Source organism: Pseudomonas sp. S12(2018) (assembly GCF_024355235.1).
Classification (GTDB): Bacteria; Pseudomonadota; Gammaproteobacteria; order Pseudomonadales; family Pseudomonadaceae; genus Aquipseudomonas; species Aquipseudomonas palmensis.
The window spans coordinates 275,948-294,413 of sequence record NZ_QLAD01000004.1; the positions used below are offsets into that span (position 1 = coordinate 275,948).

Consider the following 18,466-nt stretch of genomic DNA (forward strand, 5'->3'; position numbering starts at 1 on the left):
TGCTTAAGCTGACTGTACTGCAGCTCGGTGTTTCTGTCTAATTTTTGATACGAATAAGCCAGGGCGAATTCATAACCATCCCGCCGGGCTAGGCCGGCTGCGGCTTCGGCACGTCGTGGGCCTGGCAGGCGGGAAGCAGCAACACCGTCGCGAGCATCGCCACCCCATACAGCGAGGCAAGCAGCATGATGGCCGCCGAGAACGAATAGTGCAGCGCTACGGCGCCCACCACCAGCGGCCCGAAGCCACCGGCGGCCCTGCCCACGTTGAACAGCACGTTCTGCGCCGTGGCACGGATCTGCGCGGGGTACAGATCGGAGATCAATGCGCCGTAGCCACCGATCATGCCGTTGACGAAGATGCCCATGATCGCGCCGGCAAACAGCATGACCGTGGGGTTGTCGAGGTTGGCATAGGCGATGACCATGAACGCTGCGCCGGCCTGATACAGCAGGAACATGCGCTTGCGTCCGAAACGGTCGGCCAGGTGCCCGAACAGCCAGATACCGAACGCCATGCCCAGCACCGTCACTGCGGTCCAGGTTCCGGAGGCCATCAGCGAGAAGCCGAACTTGTTCGACAGGTAGCTGGGCATCCAGATCATCAGCCCGTAGTAGCCGAAGTTCTGCACCGAGGTGAGCACCATCACCCCCAGGCTCGCCTTGCTGGTCTGCCGGTCCTTGAACAGGTCGGTGAAGCGCCGCGCGAAAGGCACCGGGTCGGCTGCGGCCTTCACGAATTCTGCCGGCTCGCTCATGGTATGGCGAACCACGAGCGAGACGAACGCCGGCAGCAACCCGACCAGGAACATGCCGCGCCAGCCGATGTAGGGCAGCAGCAATGGCGTGAGCAATGCAGCGGCGAGCACGCCGGCCTGCCACCCCATGCCCACATAGGAAGAAGCACGATTGCGCCGGTTGGCCGGCCAGGTTTCGGCGATCAGTGCCATGCCGATGCCGAACTCCCCGCCCAGGCCGAACCCGGCCAGGGTTCGATAGATCAGCAGGTCCCAGTAGCCCTGGGCGAATGCGCACAGCCCGGTGAATATCGAGAAGGTGAGGATGCACAGGGTCAGCATGCGCACCCGGCCATAGCGGTCGCTCAGTTGGCCGAAGATCAGCCCCCCGGCCACGGCGCCGAGCAACGTCCATGTCACCAGCGAGCCAGCCTCCGAGGAACTCAGACCGAGACCGATGGTGATCGCCGGCAGCATGAACCCGAGAATCAGCAGGTCGAAGCCGTCCATCGCATAGCCGGTCACGCTGGCTATCAGGGCCTTCTTGGGTGACGCGTCCTTCTTCGGACGCTTTTCGGAAGAAGCCATCTTGGTTTACCTCTTGTTTTTGTATGGTTTTTTAGACAGCTGACGCCTGAACCCGCCCAGGATCGCCGCCGGTCCGCCCGTGCAAGGCTTCACAAAGCGTACTGCCAGCCTGCGCGATTGTCTAAATATTTAGATTGCGGGCTCGCAAAAAAAACGCCGCGCTCAGAAATGCCACTCCAGGTTGATCGACAAGGCGTCCACGTCGATCCCGTCGCCACGGCGGTTGCCGAACTTGTTGCGCCAGTACTCATATCCGGGCCCGACCCATAGCGTGTTTCTTGCGCCCCCCAGCACAGCCCCTGCATCCAGCATCAGCGAGGTGCGCATCAGCTGTTCATCCGCCGTCGGGTTGCGCCGGTAGTCATCGCCCTTCTCGCCGCTGTAGCTGTAGAAGCCCTGGAACTTCATCGGCAGGCTGCCCAGCGCGAACGGTATGCCCCAGGTCAGGTTCAGCTGGTAGAACGGGTCGAACGCCATGCGCGAATGGTTGCCCGGCTGCCGGCAGCTGTCGAGCCCGCAGTGGTTCCATTCCCTGGCATAGAACAGGCTGAGGTCGAGAAACCCTGCCGGCAGCGCGAACTTGAGGGTCGGGCCTATCAAAATCATGCGCTTTCGCGACTGGAACGCGTTGTTCTTGGTGTTCCAGTCCAGGCCCAGGGTCAGCGCGACGTCCTTCACCGGCCCGAACGCCAGCGGCCGATCGAACACCCGTGCATGCTGCAACTGATTGCGGTAGGTCAGGTAGACCTCGGTGGCGCCGCTGCTGCTGTCCTTGCGCGGGTCATCGCGGTCGGACTTGAACACATCCACGTTGGCGAACTGCTGGCCCAGGGCGTAGCTGCTCACATGGGCAAGCTGGACAATGTGCTTGGCTATGTCCTGGCGCTTGCCCGGGTCCGAGAAATGGCTGCTGTAGCGATAGCCGATAAAGGTATCGCTGAAGGCTGGCGGCGGGCCAGCCATCACCATAGGGGTCATGAAAAGCGCGAACGCGGGCGCGCCGATGCGAGTCTTCATCAGGGAAGCTCCTATCAGGTGGGGGGTGGAGTTGTGGTATCAGGTGGCAGCGCAGGCGATGCCGCAGCAGCTGCAGGGTGGTGTGGACATGTGTCGGCCTTTTTTATATTTTTTGGACAAGCAACAGTTCATGTCTAAATATTGATACACTCGCGCCATGGCCTCGTCAAGCCGATCTGGTAGAACATGCCACCACGAAAAAACGACAAGGATCCCCCAGTGAACCAGATTGATTACCAGGCAATCGGCGAGCGCCTCCGGGCCTTTCGCATCGGCCGCCAGCTCAACGCCGACCAGGTGGCCGACAAGCTCGGCATCTCGCGGGCTGCGGTGTACCGCCTGGAACTGGGCAAGATCGTCAAACTCGACACCCTGGAGCGCCTGGCCGACCTGCTGAAGGTGTCGCTGACCAGCCTGCTGGGTTCCGATACGGAGTACTTCGACAACGCCCTCGGCTACTTCGAGCGCATGCGCCAGCTGGAGGCCCGTTCCAGCAGCGTCATCTCCTACTTCGACCCCTTTTCCTACCTGCTGACCACGCCCGAATACTCGGCGCTGTTTCAGACCATGCTCCACGAGGCTCGACCACAGGGCTTCAGCCCGGCACAGGAAGCGATGGAGAGCCAGATTCTGAGCATTCTGGACGAGCGCAAATCCACCTTCTTTCGCGAAAAATTCCAGGTCAGGTCGATTGTCAGCCTGCGTCAGATCGAGCGTTACCTGCACATCGGCCTGGTCGGTCGCCTGGACCTGCCCCCCAGCGTGCGAATGGAGCGCGCCCTGCTGGCACGCAAGGAAATCGAGAACCTGATCTCCATCGTCGAGACCAACAGCGATCACCCGGGAATCTACCTGATCGACGAGGCACTGCCCAGCGCCACCTTCCAGATCTTCGAGCAGAAGACCACCAGCTACGTGGCGGTGAGCCCTTACCGGCTAGGGGAGCTGCCCAACCTGCATGTGGGCATTGCCAGCGTCACCTCCTCTGCCCAGGCCGTGGACATGTACAAGAACATGTCCAGCGACCTGCTCAGCCGCGCCTGTTCCGGGCGCGAAGCCACGAAAAAACTGCAGCACCTGCTCGCCAAGCTGTGACTGGCGCTGGCACGCCAAGGCACGCAGGGCCCGGCAGGGCCGCTTTCAGCCCTTCCTTTGCGCCTCGGCCAGGCGCCGCTGGATTTCGCGGGTCTTTTCTTCCTGCTCCTTGATGGACGTCGGCGTGATCACCTTGTCCACTGCCTCGGTATCCGGGTCCGGTTGTTCCAGCACCGGGTCGGGGGATGGCGTGCCCTTCTGCGCCTGGTCCGACGAGAGTGGCCGCGGGACCTTGTCGCCCTGCTTGGTATCGGTGGGTTTCATCGGGTTCTCCTTCGAGTGCGGGGTGTTACTAAGCAGAACCCGTGAGGTAGGAAAAGTTTGAAGTGATTTGGCCGGCCGGTCTCAGATGAAGATGGTGCCGCGCAGGTAGAGCGCCGCGTGACCGCTGATGATGACCCGGTCGTTGTCCAGGACTTCGCAGTGCAGTTGGCCCTTGCGCGCCCCGCCCTGCTCGGCACTCAGGCTGCGCTTGCCCAGGCGTTGGGCCCAGTAGGTCGCCAGCGAAGTGTGGGCCGAGCCGGTGACAGGGTCTTCGTTGACCCCCACTCGCGGCCCGAACCAGCGCGAGACGAAGTCCATGTGACGACCCGGCGCGGTCACGGCAACCCCGCGCACCTCGAATGCGGCCAGGGCGGCAAAGTCGGGGTCGAGCCCGGCGACGATGCTTTCATCCTCGACCACCACCAGGTAATCGTCCGTGCGATACAGCGCCTCGGCCTGCTCCAGCCCCAAGGCCTGCAGCAGGCCAGGCGGCAGGGCTACGGCTTCAGGCTGCTTGGCCGGAAAGTCCATGGCCAGGCGACCGCCTTCGCGGCGCACTCGCAGTTCACCGCTGCGGGTGGAAAAACGCAGCGTGTCGCGGCATTCACCAAGCTGTTCGAACAGCACCCAGGCGGCGGCCAACGTGGCGTGCCCGCACATATCGACCTCCACTGCGGGGGTAAACCAGCGCAGCTCGAACACCTCACCGTTGCGTACCCAATAGGCCGTCTCGGACACATTGTTCTCTGCTGCGATCCGTTGCAGCGTCGCATCAGGCAGCCAGGCGTCCAGCGGGCACACAGCCGCCGGGTTGCCGCCGAACGTCTCGGAAGAAAAAGCGTCCACCTGGAAAATATCGAGTTGCATCGGGCACCCAAGTAATGATCGTCGGGCCTAGAAAATATCAACCAATCGTTGAATTATCAATTTATTGTTGAAATTCTGAAGCGGGAACCCGCGTTGGGTCGATTGCGGCCTTTCTCTCAACCAGCGCAGCACACCACCTCCGCCTCTTCACTTCCCCCAAATCCCGCAAGCCCGCCGTTCGATGTCAGAATTGCCCCCATTCGATCGTTTTGGAGACCACCATGCTTCGTGCATTTGAACGAAGGCTCGACCCTTTCCCTCCTGACGAGGTGCCCCCGCCGCCCGTGGGCCTGGCACGCTTTCTGTGGGCGTGCACGCGGGGTGCGCGCGGCTACATTCTGGCGTTCGCACTGCTCAGCGCTGCGGTGTCCATCTATGAAGCCTGGCTGTTTTCGTTCCTGGGCCAGGTCGTGGACCTGCTCTCCACCTGGCAGGCCGGGGGCGATGCGGCAGCGCAGGAACGCCGCGTGCTGTGGGGCATCGGCATCGTGATGCTGTGCAGCGTCGGGCTGGTGGCCCTGCGCACCATGGTTCAGCACCAGATACTGGCAATCAACCTGCCCTTGCGCCTGCGCTGGGACTTCCACCGCCTGATGCTGCGCCAGAGCCTGTCGTTCTTTTCCGACGAATTCTCCGGGCGCGTCACCACCAAGGTCATGCAGACCGCACTGGCGGTGCGCGACCTGCTGTTCACCCTGATCGAGATCGCCCCCGGCATCGGGGTGTACTTCATCGCGATCATCGCGCTGGCCGGCGGCTTCGCGCTCAAGCTCATGCTGCCCTTCGTTGCCTGGGTGGTGCTGTTCGGCCTGGCCATGCTGTACTTCGTGCCGCGCCTGGGCAAGGTCGGACAGGAGCAGGCCAACGCTCGCTCGATGATGACCGGGCGCATTTCCGACGCCTACACCAACATCACCACGGTGAAGCTGTTCTCCCACTCCAACCGCGAGGCGCACTTCGCCCGTGCGGCGATGGAAGACTTCAAGCAGACCGGCTTTCGCCAGATGCGCCTGGTCAGCCAGTTCGAGATCGTCAACCAGGCACTGGTGGTGGCCCTGATCATGGCCGCCGGCGGCTATGCCCTGTGGCTGTGGCACCAGGGCGAGGTCGGCGCAGGTGCCGTGGCGGCGATCACCGCCATGGCGCTGCGCATCAATGGCATGTCGCACTGGATCATGTGGCAGATGACCTCGCTATTCGAGAACATCGGCACCGTGCAGGACGGCATGGCCACCCTGACCCGCGGCCCCAAGGTCAAGGATGCCCCCGACGCCAAGGTGCTGCAGACCCGCGGCGGCGCGGTCACCTTCGACAAGGTGAGCTTCAACTACAACGGCGAGCGCCAGGTGCTCGACGGCCTGAGCCTGAGCATTCGCCCGGGTGAAAAGATCGGCCTGGTGGGGCGCTCCGGCGCGGGCAAGTCCACGCTCATCAACCTGCTGCTGCGCTTCTATGACGTCGACAGCGGCCAGATCCGCATCGACGGGCAGGACATCGCCCATGTGACCCAGGACAGCCTGCGCAGCGCCATCGGCATGGTCACCCAGGACACCTCGCTGCTGCACCGTTCCATTCGCGACAACATCGCCTATGGCCGGCCCGACGCCACCGACGAACAGGTCCGCAGCGCAGCCGCCAGTGCCCAGGCCGACGGTTTCATCAGCCAGTTGAGCGACCAGCAAGGCCATAGCGGCTACGACACCCTGGTGGGCGAGCGCGGCATCAAGCTGTCGGGGGGCCAGCGCCAGCGCGTCGCGATCGCCCGAGTAATGCTCAAGAACGCCCCGATCCTGCTGCTGGACGAAGCCACCAGCGCACTGGACTCCGAGGTCGAAGTGGCCATCCAGGAAAGCCTCGACGAGATGATGCAGGGCAAGACCGTGATCGCCATCGCCCACCGTCTGTCCACCATTGCGGCCATGGACAGGCTGGTGGTGATGGATGACGGGCGCATCATCGAGCAGGGTACCCACGCCGAGTTGCTTGCCAGAAATGGCACCTATGCGCAGCTGTGGCACCACCAGAGTGGCGGGTTCCTGGGTGAGGATCAGGGGGTAGCACAGGCCATGCATCAGGACTGAGCCGTACAAGCCTGCGATGGTCCGTGGTCAACGGCTATCGCAGCGTCTGCGCAGGCCGTTCATCCGCTGATCTGCACTTTGTTCACCTGGTCATGATCACAACACGATACTGACCACGCCCTCCACTTCACTCGGGAGCCACGAACATGGGGTATGTCACTACGCGGGACGGTGTCGAGATTTTCTACAAGGACTGGGGCCCACGCGATGCCCCGGTGATCGTCTTTCACCACGGGTGGCCACTCAGTGCCGACGACTGGGATGCGCAGATGCTGTTCTTCCTTGATCACGGCTACCGGGTCGTCGCACACGACCGCCGCGGCCACGGGCGCTCCAGCCAGGTGTGGGACGGGCACGACATGGATCACTATGCGGACGACGTTGCGGCCGTGGTCGACCATCTTGGCGTGCAGGGTGCAGCCCACGTGGGGCACTCCACCGGCGGCGGCGAGGTGATCCGCTACATCGTTCGCCATGGCCAGGAGCGTGTGTCGAAGGCTGCCCTCATCAGTGCCGTGCCACCGCTGATGGTCCAGACCCCAAACAATCCGGACGGCTTGCCCAGGTCGGTATTCGATGACTTGCAGGCGCAGCTCAAGGCCAACCGCGCACAGTTCTACCATGACCTGCCGTCGGGCCCGTTCTATGGCTACAACCGCCCAGGCGCAAACGCCAGCGAGGGTACCATCCTGAACTGGTGGCGCCAGGGCATGATGGGCTGCGCCAAGGCACACCTTGACGGGATCGTGGCCTTCTCCCAGACCGACTTCACCGACGACCTCAAGCGCATCACGATTCCCGTCCTGGTGATGCACGGGGACGATGACCAGATCGTGCCCTATGCAAACTCAGGGCCGCGGTCAGCGAAGCTGTTGCAGAACGGCACCCTGAAAACCTATGCGGGCTTGCCGCATGGCATGCCGACCACCGACGCCGACACGATCAACGCCGATCTGCTCGCGTTCCTGCGAAGCTAGACGACCGGGGCAGGCATCCACCTGCCCCTCCCTCTCACCACGCCGGGCTGGCAACCCGATGCCGCCCCGGCTTCATCGCCGAGGGTCGACCATGAACACTCGACACACACCTTCAACGGCCTCGCAGGTACTGAGGCTGCAACCCGATGACTGGGTGCCCAACAATACCCGGCTGCCGGTGCTGATCTACCCCCACGCGATTGCGCTGCATGGCAGTGATCCGGCGGCGCAAATCGAACGCACTTTCGAGGCCAATGGCTGGCCGGCGCAATGGCGCGATGGCATCTACGCCTACCACCACTACCACACCGAGGGCCACGAAGCGCTCGGCGTGGTGTGTGGCCAGGCAAGGCTGATGCTGGGCGGCCCGCGGGGCCGCGAAGTACAGGTGAGTGCAGGCGATGTGCTGTTGCTGCCCGCCGGCACGGGCCACTGCAAACTCGATTGCAGCCCGGGCTTTCTGGTGGTGGGGGCCTACCCGCCCGGGCAGCACGCAGACATCCGACGCGAAGCGCCAACCCAGGCCCAGCTTGCGTGCATCGCCAACCTGCCCTTTCCCGATCACGGCCCGGTGCAGGACCCGCAAGGGGCCTACCAGCAGCATTGGCTCAACCAGCGTTGAAGGGCAGCGTCTGGCTCCAGCGGGCCCAGGCCCGATTGCTCCCGAACCGCTAGAGACGCTACCCCAGCGCCTCTGCCGCGTTGTTTTAAATGATATTAATTCCTGTTATCTTCCTGCGCTCCCTGACCCCCAGCTCGCAGGTGTTTCGTGTCAAGCGCAGACCTCAAGGCGTTGTACCTTGCCCACCGTGAAGAAATTCAGGACTACCTGAATCGTCAGGTGCGCTGCAAGGACACCGCCGCAGACCTGACTCAGGAAACCTTCATTCGCCTGTCCGAACAGCTGGGGCGCACGCCCATCGACAACTTTCGCGCGTACCTGTTTCTGTGCGCGCGCAACCTGTTCATCGACTACCTGCGTCGCGAGCGCCACCGCAAGGGCGAGGTGGTCGAGCCCACCGAGCTGCAGGCGCTGGAGCAGAAGACCCCGAGCCTGGAACGCACGGTGATCGCCCAGGACCAGCTGGCCACGCTCAACCGCGTGATGCAGCGCATGCCCGAGCCTTGCCGCGAGGTGTTTCTGCTGGCGCGCGGCGAAGGCCTGACCTACGTGGAGATCGGTGAACGCCTGGGCATTTCGCCCAAGACCGCCTACAGCCGCATGGTGCGGGCACTGGAATTGCTCAAGCTGGGCATGTCCGAGTGAGAGTGGACTATCATGCGCCCCTGTACACCTCACCGCGCGCACAGTGACCCGACCCATGGCTGAACCGCCCTTCCCCACGCCGGCCCCGGCCTCGCCCGACGAGCCCCAGGCCGACCCCATCTCGCAGCAGGCCTGCGCCTGGTTCGCGCTGATCTTCGAAGGCTCGGCCAGCCAGGCCGAGCACGAGCAGTGGCTTGAGTGGATGCTGGCCGACCCGCGCCATGCCAAGGCCTACCTGGAACTCGAAGCGCTGTGGGCCCTGGCCGCCGAGCTGCCTGCCGTGCAGGCGCCGCCTGCCCCCAAGGCCCGCGGCGTCTCGCGGCGGCGCTTCATGCAACTGGCCATGGCGGCGTGCACCGCCGCAGTGGCCACCGGCTCGGCCACGCTGTGGCTCAAGGGCGACGGCCTGTCGTTTGCCGACCTGCACACGCGCGTGGGTGAAACCCGCACCGAGCGCCTGCCCGATGGCAGCGTGATCGAACTGGCCGGCAACACCGCCCTGGACCTCGACTTTTCCGGCACCACGCGGCGCCTGCGCATGCTGCGTGGTCAGGCCTATTTCAAGGTGGCCGCCGATACCCGCCCGCTGCGCATCGACACCGAGGCCGGCACCGTGGTCAGCCACCAGGGTGCGTTCTGCCTGTCCTGCGACGCCGGCAGCGCCGACCTGGCCGTCAGTGAGCACAATGCCGGGGTGCAAATCCCCGGCCAGCAGGCACAGCTGGGCCAGGGCGAGGCCGTGACCTTCGGCGCCGCCGGGCTCGGCCCGGTGCAGCGCGCCGAACTGGACCAGGTGCTGGCCTGGCGCAACGGCAGCCTGGTGTTCTTCGACACGCCCCTGGCCAAGGTGGTCAATCACCTGCAGCGCTGGCGCGAGGGCCGCATCTTCATCGCCGACGAGCGCCTGGCGGCACGCCCTGTGAGCCTGATCCTCAATCGCCAGCACCCCGAGCAGATGCTCGATGTGCTGGCGCGCACCTTGCCGATCCGCCTGAGCCGCTACACCGATCTGGTGACCATCATCCGCCCTGCCTGACCCGCCGATGGCTGATTGAAAATTATTTGCAGTACCCATCAGACATTTACACTCCTCGTGCGTCATCACCAGCAGATGAAACCCATTCGCAAACAGGCGAAGTCGTTCTGCCGAGGAGTCAAGGAAATGGCAACACCCCAGACGTTGTTCCCCCAGGGTTCGTGCTGGCGCATGTCGGCGCTGAGCGCCGCGATCAGTTGCGCGCTGCTGGCCCAACCGGCCCAGGCCCAGCTGCCCGCGCCCGGTACAGGGGCGGTCAGCGTGCACACGGCATTCGATATCCCCGCCCAGCAACTGCGCCAGGCATTGCTGGTGTTCAGCCAGCAGACCGGGCAGAACGTGATGCTCGACGGCAACCTGGACGCCGGCCTGCGCAGCGCACCGGTCAAGGGCAGCTACTCCGCCGATCAGGCCCTGGCCCAACTGCTGGCCGGCAGCGGCTTCACCTTCGGGCGCAGTGACGCCTCGACCCTGTACCTGGTACCGCTGCCAGACAGCGCCGGCAACAACATCGAACTGGGTGCCACCACCATCAACAGCGCCTGGAGCCTGGGCAGCACCACCGAGGGCAGCGGCTCCTACACCACCGGGCAGACCAGCACCGCCACGCGCCTGGACATGTCGCTGCGCAAGACCCCGCAGTCGATCAGCGTGATCACCCGCCAGCAGATGGACGACCAGGGCCTGAACAACCTGTCCGAGGTGATGCAGCAAACCCCGGGCATCACCGTCAACCGCGAGAACTCCGAAGGCTTCACCTTCTACTCGCGCGGCTTCGAGATCCAGAACTTCCAGTACGACGGCGTGCCCAGCCTGAGCACCGACGCCGGCAACCTGCGCGACAACTACAGCATCACCAACTCGGTGATCTACGACCGCGTCGAGGTGCTCAAGGGCGCCACCGGGCTGGTCAACGGCATCGGCTACCCGTCGGGGGTGATCAACCTGGTGCGCAAGCGGCCCACTGCCCAGTTTCAGGGCCATGTGTCCGCCGGCGCAGGCTCGTGGGATCACTACCGCACCGAGCTGGACGTGTCCGGACCGCTGCTCGACAGCGGCGCCCTGCGCGGGCGTTTCGTCGCGGCCCGTGAACAGCAGCACACCTTCATCGACTACCAGAAGCAGCAACAGGACATCTTCTACGGCGTGCTCGACGGCGACCTGTCTGACGCCACCGTGCTGAGCGTGGGCTACGAGTACCAGCAGAACGACAACGACGCGTCCTCCACCACCCACCTGCCGGCCTTCTACAAGAACGGCACGCCGGTGCGCTTCTCGCGCTCCACCAACCCGGCGGACAAGTGGGCCTACCGCAACCATCGCACCCAGCGCGCATTCGCCAGCATCGATCACCAGTTCGACAACGAGTGGTCGCTCAAGGCCACCGCCAGCTACCGCAACTATGCCTCGCGCGAGATCATCGCAGGCCTGGCCACCGCCCATGTCGACCCGAACGACAACAGCGTCGCCCACGGCTACTACCCGGGCGGTGCGGCCAAGTTCAACACCGATACCGACGAGAAGTCCTTCGATATCTACGCCAAGGGCCCGTTCTCGCTGCTGGGCAGAAGCCACGACCTGGTGGTGGGCTACACCTATGCCCACACCACCGCGCAATCGGACCGTACCGACGGCAGCACCGACGCCGTGGCACCCGATGCCTTCGACTGGAACAACAACGCCGCCTACCCCACCGACTGGGCCTGGTGGTCGACCTTCGATATCAAGACCACGCAGAAGGTCGGCTATGCTGCGGTCGTGCTCAAGCCCACCGACGCACTCAACCTGGTGCTGGGGGCGCGGGTCACCGACTACGCGTGGAGCCTGGACAGCATCAACGCGCTGCCGCGCAGCAGCCGCACCGCCACCCGCGACACCGGTGAAGTGATCCCCTATGCCGGTATCACCTACGACCTCGACGACCAGCACACCGTGTACGCCAGCTACACCGACATCTTCAAGCCGCAGCCCTACAACCGGGGTGCCGACAACAAGCCGCTGGACCCGCTCACCGGGCAAAGCTACGAAGTGGGAATCAAGGGCGAGTATTTCGACCGTCGCCTGAATGCCAGCCTGGCGCTGTTCGAGCTCAAGCAGGACAACCTGGCGCAGTCGACCGGCACCACCGGGGAGTTCGGCAATGAAGTGATGCGCGCCGTGCAGGGCGCCACCACCCGCGGTGTGGAGCTGGAAATGTCCGGCGAGATCCTGCCCGACTGGAACATCAACGCCGGCTACGTCTATCAGGCCTCCTACGACGCCGATCACCGGCGCGTGGCGACCAACCAGCCCCAGCACCTGCTCAAGGTCGCCACCAGCTACCGCCTGCCGGCCGAGCTGAACAAGCTCACCGTGGGCGGCAACTGGCAGTGGCAGAGCCGCACCTACTTCGTCGACGACACCTTCTACGACGACGTCAACGACGTGGCGCTGCCCAGCCACAAGTTCTTCCAGGACGCCTACGGCGTGGTCGGCCTGATGGCCGCGTATGACGTGAGCAAGCAACTGAAGGTGTCGGCCAACCTCAACAACCTGTTCGACAAGACGTACTACAGCGGCATCGGCAACTACTACTCGGTCTACTACGGCGACCCGCGCAACGTGATGTTCAACGTCAGGTACAGCTTCTGACGCGCAACGCGCACGCCATCAGGCCTGCTGGCGGGTCGCCGCCAGCACGATCTCGCGGATGCACACGCCCTGAGGCTGTTCGTAGGCGTAGCGGATCGCATTGGCCACATCGTCCGCCGACAGCACCACGCCGCCCATGCCGGCCTTCCAGTCCTGGTAGCCGGACTTGATCGCCTCATCGGTGGTGTGGCCGAGCAGCTCGGTTTCCACCGCACCCGGCGCGATGGTGATGACCCGCACGTTGTGCGCCGCCACTTCTTCGCGCAGGTTTTCCGAGATCGCGTGCACGGCAAACTTGGTGCCCACGTAGGCCACATGGTTGGGGAAGGTCTTGCGCCCGGCCACCGAGCCGACGTTGATCACCGTGCCGTGGTTGCGTTCGATCATGCCGCCCAGTACCGCATGGATGCCGTTGAGCAGGCCCTTGACGTTCACATCCAGCATGCGCTCCCACTGCTCGGGGGCCTGGGTGGCGGTATCTCCCAGCAGCATCACCCCCGCATTGTTGACGATCGCATCGGCCGGGCCGTACTGCGCCTCGGCCTCCTTCACCGCAGCCAGCAGCGCCTCGCGGTCGGTGACATCGACACCCTTGCACAGGGTGGCGGGCAAGCCCAGTGCGAGCAGGCGCTCCACGCGCCGGGCCAGCAGCAGCAGGGGGTGGCCCTGGGCAGAGAACAGGCGCGCGACTGCTTCGCCGATGCCCGAGCTGGCGCCGGTCACGATGATCAGGGGTTTGTTCATGAAAGTGCTTCCGTCATTGGTTTATCAGATGACGCAAAGCGTATAGTGCCGGCCACAGCAGATAAAATGCTTAATTCCTCTTGCAGACATCGGCCTTACCTATGGATATCCGGCACCTCAAAGCCTTTGTGGCGGTGTTCGAAGAACGCAACATCACCAGCGCCGCCCAGCGCCTGTGCATCAGCCAGCCGACCTTGTCGGTGACCATCCGCCAGCTCGAAGAAGCCTTGGGCGCCACCCTGTTCAACCGCCAGTCGCGAGGGGTGGAGGTGAGCGAGGCGGCGCGTTCGCTGTACCCGCAGGCCTGCGCGCTGGTCAGCGAGGCCGAGGCCCTGCGCCAGCGCTTTCGCACCAGCGATGCGCGCCAGCACCTGAGCCTGGGCATCGAGCCGGACCTGAGCCCCGTGCAGGTCGCTGCGTTTCTGCGCTTTGCCCACCAGGTGGTGGCGCACCTGTACATCACGCTGCACGAGGGCTGTGCCGGCGATGCGCGCCTGGCGGTGGAAGAACAGTGCTGCGAAGACGAGCTGTTCCTGCCGGTGTGGGACGACCCGTTCGTGCTGGTGAGCGCAGCCGGCAGGCAACCGGGCACGGTCACCAGCCTGTACCCCTGGGTCATCTGCCCCGAACACCCCTCCCACCAGCGCCTGATGGCGCTGTATGGCAACTCCACCGCGTCGGCGGTGGCCAGCAGCGGCTCGCTGCAACAGTCGCTGCTGCTGGTGGCGGCCGGGGTCGGCGTGGCGGCGCTGCCGCACTCGCTGGTGAGCGCGGCACAAGGGGTGCAGGTGCATGCGCTCAACAGCCCGCTGCCCAGTCGCCGGGTGGGCCTGTGCTACAGCGGCACTGCGCTGGAGCACCCGGTGCTGCGCCTGCTGCACGCCGCGCTGCGCGACGCCCCGACCGGTACCTGGGCGTCGCCCCTGCCCTGAGCACGAAGCGCCGAGGTCATGGCGCCAGGTCAGGGTCCGAGTCGCTGTGCTTCTGGCCGATCGGGTCGGTGGCCGGCGACTGCTGCGGCGCCTGGGTATCGATGCCCGGTGGCGGCGCAAGCTGCAGTATCTCGCTGGTGTAGGCCCACTCCTGCTGCACCCGGGCCGGGTCGTCGTTCAGGTGGGTGCCGTAGCTGGGCACGATCTGGTGCAGCTTCTGCTGCCAGGCCGGGCTGGCGACCTTGTCCTTGAACACCTTCTGCAGCACTTCGAGCATGATCGGCGCCGCCGTGGATGCGCCGGGCGATGCGCCCAGCAGCCCGGCAATGCTGCCATCGGCCGCGCTCACCACCTCGGTGCCCAGCTTGAGCACCCCGCCCTTTTCCTTGTCGCGCTTGATGATCTGCACCCGCTGCCCGGCCTGCCACAGGCGCCAGTCTTCCTTCTTGGCCTGGGGGAAGTAGGTCTGCAGCGCCTCGAAGCGGTCGTCGTCCGATTGCATCAGCTGGCCTGCCAGGTACTGCACCAGGTCGAACTGGTCGATCCCCACCTTGGTCATGGGCCACAGGTTATGGGTGGTCATGCTGGAGAACAGGTCCAGGTACGAGCCTTCCTTGAGAAACTTGGTGGAGAAGGTCGCGAACGGCCCGAACAGGATCACCCGCTTGCCATCGAGTACCCGGGTATCCAGGTGCGGCACCGACATCGGTGGCGCGCCCGTGGCGGCGATGCCGTAGGCCTTGGCCATGTGCTGCTGGGCGATGGTGGGGTTGTCGGTGACCAGGAACGAGCCGCCCACCGGGAAGCCCGCGTAGTCCTGGGCCTCGGGAATGCCGGACTTCTGCAGCAGCGGCAGCGCCGCGCCGCCGGCACCGATGAACAGGAACTTGGCATCGGCGGTCGACTTCTCGCCGCTCTTGAGGTTCTTGTACTCCACGTGCCAGGAGCCGTCGTCATTGCGACGGATGTCCTCGACCTCGCTGGACAGCTTGAGCGAGAAATTCTCCTGCTGCTGCAGGTGCGCCACGAACTGGCGGGTGATCTCGCCGAAGTTCACGTCGGTGCCGATCGGCGTCCAGGTGGCGGCGATCTTCTGGTTGGGGTCGCGGCCCTCCATCATCAGCGGCACCCACTTGCGGATCTGTGCCGGGTCTTCGGAGTACTGCATCGGCCGGAACAGGGGGCTGGCCTGCAGCGCCTCGTAGCGGCGCTTGAGGAAACTGATGTTGTCGTCACCCCACACGAAGCTCATGTGCGGCGTGGAATTGATGAACGAGCGCGGGTTCTTCAGCACCCCGTTCTTGACCTGCCAGGCCAGGAACTGGCGCGTCACCTGGAACGCCTCGTTGATCTCCACCGCCTTGGTGATGTTGATCTTGCCGTCCTTGTCCTCGGGCGTGTAGTTCAGCTCGGCCAGCGCCGAGTGCCCGGTGCCGGCGTTGTTCCAGCCGTTGGAGCTTTCCTCGGCCACCCCGTCCAGGCGCTCGACCATCTCCATCGACCAGCCCGGCTCCAGCTCGTTGAGCCAGATTGCCAGCGTGGCGCTCATGATGCCGCCCCCCACCAGCAGTACATCGACCTTCTTCGATTCCGCCCCCTGCGCCTGGCCGGCCGCCAGCGACACGGCCAGGCCCAATGTGGCCACGTTCCTTGCGAACTTCATGGCATATCCCCCCAATTGCATTACGAGACGATCCAGTGAGTGTGGCTCATGGATCGCGCATGACAAGCCGTACAAGCGACCCGGTGCAGTCAGTGGGGTTCCCTTGGATCGGGCCGCGGCGGCGCCAGGGCACGGGCAAAACGCTATCAAACTGAACCAATTCATCAGCTAAGGATCAGTTTTAGCATCGTGAAACCACAGGATTTGATACCTTGTCCGCGCTTTCTACACTTGGCCGGGATCGCTTGTGCCCTTCCCCTGCACGGCCTGCCAACACGCCTTCAGGAGGGATCTTGTGACCACCACCCACCCCAGCGACGCTTTCCAGATCGCCCTGGCCAACTGCGCCCGTGAACAGATCCGTACCCCCGGCAGCATTCAGCCCCAGGGGTTCATGGTCGTGGTGCAGGAGCCGGCCATGTTGATCCGCCAGGTCAGCGAGAACCTGCCGGACTGGCTGGGGGTGGAGATCGACGCCTTGCTGGGCGTGCATTTCGATGCGGTGGTGCAGGACGGTTGCAGTTTCGTCGAGCAGCTGGGCGAACTCGACGAAGACCAGTCCCAGCCCTATCACGTGGCCGACGTACAGTTTCTGATCGGCCAGCAGGCGCAGCGCCTGCCGATGATGCTGCACCGCCACGACCAGGTGCTGATCGCCGAATTCCAGCGCCCGGCCGCTGTGCCGGCGCCGAGCTCGCGCCTGTACCCGCTGGTGCGCTCCTTCGTTGGCGGCGCACCGGACAGCGAGAGCATCGACGAGCTGTGCGAGCGGGCGGTGCGCGTGATCAAGCGCCTGACCGGGTTCGGCCGGGTCAAGTCCTACCGCTTCGACACCGAGGGCAACGGGCTAGTCAACGCCGAACTGGTCGACGACGACTACCCCAGCTACAAGGGCCTGTGCTTCCCTGCTTCGGACATCCCGGCGCAGGCCCGGGCGCTGTACTGTGCCAACCGCATCCGCGTGATCGAGGATGCCGACTACCAGCCGGCGCGCCTGCTGCCGGCCGCCAACCTGCTCACCGGCCAACCCCTGGACCTGAGCTTCTCGACCCTGCGCAGCGTCTCGCCCGTGCACCTGCAATACATGCGCAACATGCAGACCTGGGCCTCGATGTCGGTTTCCATCGTGGTCGAGGGCCGGTTATGGGGGCTGGTGTCGTGTCATCACCGCACGCCGCGCAGCGTGAGCTTTCAGGTGCGTACCGCCTGCGAACTGCTGGGCCGGGTGCTGTCGCTGCAGATCGAGACCCGCGAAGCCCACCTGCGCCACGCGCGCATGCTCGAGATCCGCCAGCGCATCGTGCAGCTGCTGGGCGCCATCGCCGACCAGGACAGCGTGCGCCTGGGCCTGCGCGCCCTGCCCGACATCTTCACCGACTTCGTCGGCGCCGCCGGTGCCGCAGTGGTGTCCAGCACCGGCTGCGACACCTACGGGCACACCCCGCCCCAGGCGCGGATCATGGCCCTGGTGGGCTGGCTGACCGCCCGCGGCGACGCCGAGGTGTTCCATACCGACAACGCCGGGCGCGATATCCCGCACCTGACGGGGCTGGCCGACATGGCCAGCGGCATCCTTGCCGTGTCCATTTCCGAACTGCACCCGCATTACCTGATCTGGTTCAAACCCCAGCAGTCCCAGGTGGTGCACTGGGCCGGCCGCCCGGAAAAAAGCATCGCCCAGAGTGGCTCGCTGAACCCGCGCGAAAGCTTCGAGCAGTGGCAGCAGATCGTCGAAGGCTTCTCGACCCCCTGGGACCCCAGCGAAATCGAGGGCGTGCAGGAGCTGCGCCAGGCCATCCTCGGCATCGTGCTGCGCAAGGCCGAAGAACTGGCGCAACTGTCCGAATCCCTGGAAAAGACCAACAAGGAACTGGAAGCCTTCTCCTACAGCGTCTCCCACGACCTGCGTGCGCCGCTGCGGCATATCGCCGGCTACGCCGAGCTGCTCAGCGATGCCGAAGGCGCCAACATGTCCGAGCGCAGCCTGCGCTTTCTGGGCACCATCGAGAACTCCGCCAAGTTCGCCGGCACCCTGGTGGACAACCTGCTGAGCTTCTCGCAGATGGGCCGGTGCGCCATGCACCTGTCCGACGTCAACCTGTCGGCGATGGTCGCCTCCATCAAGCTGGAGATGCTGCCCGACTACGAGGGCCGCGACATCCGCTGGACCTTCAACGCCCTGCCGATCGTGGTGGCCGACCCGGCCTTCCTGCACCTGGCCCTGCGCAACCTCATCGCCAACGCCATCAAGTACACCCGCGGCCGGCCGGTGGCGCTGATCGAGGTCGACGTGCAGGAACGCGACGACGCCCACGTGATCAGCGTGCGCGACAACGGCGTCGGCTTCGACATGCAGTACGCCAACAAGCTGTTCGGCGTGTTCCAGCGCCTGCACCGCATGGAGGAGTTCGAAGGCACCGGCATCGGCCTGGCCAATGTGCGGCGCATCATCGAGCGCCATGGCGGCACGGTATGGGCCCACGGTGTCCCGGACCAGGGCGCGACGTTCTATTTTTCACTTCCAAAGAAAACCCTCATGCCCACTGCATGACCCACACGAGGGCGCTC

The 18,466-nt window shown here is 64.8% G+C and carries 15 protein-coding genes; 9 read left to right on the forward strand and 6 right to left on the reverse strand.

Going from position 1 to position 18,466, the window contains the following annotated elements; all coding sequences use genetic code 11:
• Positions 1–88: 88 nt before the first annotated feature.
• Complete coding sequence (locus DN388_RS11565; RefSeq protein ID WP_043864017.1) at positions 89–1,324, reverse strand: MFS transporter; 1,236 nt, start codon at positions 1,322–1,324, stop codon at positions 89–91.
• Positions 1,325–1,486: 162 nt separating this feature from the next.
• A complete protein-coding gene (locus tag DN388_RS11570) occupies positions 1,487–2,341 on the reverse strand; it encodes a hypothetical protein (RefSeq protein WP_052504312.1) in 855 nt (284 codons plus the stop codon).
• Positions 2,342–2,560: 219 nt separating this feature from the next.
• Between DN388_RS11570 and DN388_RS11575 the strand changes: the two genes are divergently transcribed.
• Positions 2,561–3,436 (forward strand): helix-turn-helix domain-containing protein, encoded by an 876-nt coding sequence (locus DN388_RS11575; protein ID WP_052504313.1) that lies wholly within the window; start codon positions 2,561–2,563, stop codon positions 3,434–3,436.
• Between the two features lie 45 nt (positions 3,437–3,481).
• Here DN388_RS11575 and DN388_RS11580 read toward each other — a convergent pair whose 3' ends face one another.
• Together DN388_RS11580 and DN388_RS11585 are read right to left on the reverse strand one after the other, a co-directional pair.
• Positions 3,482–3,700, reverse strand: a complete 219-nt coding sequence (locus DN388_RS11580; protein ID WP_043864019.1) for a hypothetical protein — start codon at positions 3,698–3,700, stop codon at positions 3,482–3,484.
• An 81-nt stretch (positions 3,701–3,781) separates the two neighbouring features.
• Positions 3,782–4,567: a PhzF family phenazine biosynthesis protein gene (locus DN388_RS11585; RefSeq protein WP_254999883.1), complete on the reverse strand. Its 786-nt coding sequence runs from the start codon at positions 4,565–4,567 to the stop codon at positions 3,782–3,784.
• Positions 4,568–4,788: 221 nt separating this feature from the next.
• On the opposite strand from DN388_RS11585, the gene DN388_RS11590 reads away from it, so the two are divergent.
• The 6 genes from DN388_RS11590 (at position 4,789) to DN388_RS11615 (ending at position 12,559) form a co-directional block, all read left to right on the forward strand.
• A complete protein-coding gene (locus DN388_RS11590; RefSeq protein WP_054914368.1) occupies positions 4,789–6,648 on the forward strand; it encodes an ABC transporter ATP-binding protein in 1,860 nt (619 codons plus the stop codon).
• 146 nt (positions 6,649–6,794) lie between these two features.
• Positions 6,795–7,625 (forward strand): alpha/beta fold hydrolase, encoded by an 831-nt coding sequence (locus DN388_RS11595; RefSeq protein WP_043864022.1) that lies wholly within the window; start codon positions 6,795–6,797, stop codon positions 7,623–7,625.
• 91 nt (positions 7,626–7,716) lie between these two features.
• Complete coding sequence (locus DN388_RS11600; protein ID WP_078481125.1) at positions 7,717–8,247, forward strand: cupin; 531 nt, start codon at positions 7,717–7,719, stop codon at positions 8,245–8,247.
• Positions 8,248–8,394: 147 nt separating this feature from the next.
• Entirely contained in the window at positions 8,395–8,892 is a 498-nt protein-coding gene (locus DN388_RS11605; RefSeq protein ID WP_043864025.1) for an RNA polymerase sigma factor, read from the forward strand.
• A 55-nt stretch (positions 8,893–8,947) separates the two neighbouring features.
• Positions 8,948–9,928: a FecR domain-containing protein gene (locus DN388_RS11610; protein WP_054914364.1), complete on the forward strand. Its 981-nt coding sequence runs from the start codon at positions 8,948–8,950 to the stop codon at positions 9,926–9,928.
• 126 nt (positions 9,929–10,054) lie between these two features.
• Positions 10,055–12,559, forward strand: a complete 2,505-nt coding sequence (locus DN388_RS11615) for a TonB-dependent receptor (protein WP_254999886.1) — start codon at positions 10,055–10,057, stop codon at positions 12,557–12,559.
• An 18-nt stretch (positions 12,560–12,577) separates the two neighbouring features.
• On the opposite strand, the gene DN388_RS11620 is transcribed toward DN388_RS11615, so the two are convergent.
• A complete protein-coding gene (locus DN388_RS11620) occupies positions 12,578–13,303 on the reverse strand; it encodes an SDR family oxidoreductase (RefSeq protein WP_043864027.1) in 726 nt (241 codons plus the stop codon).
• Positions 13,304–13,404: 101 nt separating this feature from the next.
• Here DN388_RS11620 and DN388_RS11625 point away from each other — a divergent pair, with 101 nt between their 5' ends.
• Entirely contained in the window at positions 13,405–14,235 is an 831-nt protein-coding gene (locus DN388_RS11625; protein WP_254999887.1) for a LysR family transcriptional regulator, read from the forward strand.
• 16 nt (positions 14,236–14,251) lie between these two features.
• Here DN388_RS11625 and mqo read toward each other — a convergent pair whose 3' ends face one another.
• Positions 14,252–15,898: a malate dehydrogenase (quinone) gene (mqo, locus tag DN388_RS11630; protein WP_058540324.1), complete on the reverse strand. Its 1,647-nt coding sequence runs from the start codon at positions 15,896–15,898 to the stop codon at positions 14,252–14,254.
• A gap of 295 nt (positions 15,899–16,193) precedes the next feature.
• Between mqo and DN388_RS11635 the strand changes: the two genes are divergently transcribed.
• Positions 16,194–18,449 (forward strand): ATP-binding protein, encoded by a 2,256-nt coding sequence (locus tag DN388_RS11635; RefSeq protein ID WP_254999888.1) that lies wholly within the window; start codon positions 16,194–16,196, stop codon positions 18,447–18,449.
• Positions 18,450–18,466 lie beyond the last annotated feature (17 nt).

Bases quoted from the DNA above. Each gene is read 5' to 3' on its own strand.
- DN388_RS11565 (WP_043864017.1), bottom strand. From the start codon at position 1,324: ATGGCTTCTTCCGAAAAGCGTCCGAAGAAGGACGCGTCACCCAAGAAG.
- DN388_RS11570 (WP_052504312.1), bottom strand. From the start codon at position 2,341: ATGAAGACTCGCATCGGCGCGCCCGCGTTCGCGCTTTTCATGACCCCT.
- DN388_RS11580 (WP_043864019.1), bottom strand. From the start codon at position 3,700: ATGAAACCCACCGATACCAAGCAGGGCGACAAGGTCCCGCGGCCACTC.
- DN388_RS11585 (WP_254999883.1), bottom strand. From the start codon at position 4,567: ATGCAACTCGATATTTTCCAGGTGGACGCTTTTTCTTCCGAGACGTTC.
- DN388_RS11590 (WP_054914368.1), top strand. From the start codon at position 4,789: ATGCTTCGTGCATTTGAACGAAGGCTCGACCCTTTCCCTCCTGACGAG.
- DN388_RS11595 (WP_043864022.1), top strand. From the start codon at position 6,795: ATGGGGTATGTCACTACGCGGGACGGTGTCGAGATTTTCTACAAGGAC.
- DN388_RS11600 (WP_078481125.1), top strand. From the start codon at position 7,717: ATGAACACTCGACACACACCTTCAACGGCCTCGCAGGTACTGAGGCTG.
- DN388_RS11610 (WP_054914364.1), top strand. From the start codon at position 8,948: ATGGCTGAACCGCCCTTCCCCACGCCGGCCCCGGCCTCGCCCGACGAG.
- DN388_RS11615 (WP_254999886.1), top strand. From the start codon at position 10,055: ATGGCAACACCCCAGACGTTGTTCCCCCAGGGTTCGTGCTGGCGCATG.
- DN388_RS11620 (WP_043864027.1), bottom strand. From the start codon at position 13,303: ATGAACAAACCCCTGATCATCGTGACCGGCGCCAGCTCGGGCATCGGC.
- DN388_RS11625 (WP_254999887.1), top strand. From the start codon at position 13,405: ATGGATATCCGGCACCTCAAAGCCTTTGTGGCGGTGTTCGAAGAACGC.
- mqo (WP_058540324.1), bottom strand. From the start codon at position 15,898: ATGAAGTTCGCAAGGAACGTGGCCACATTGGGCCTGGCCGTGTCGCTG.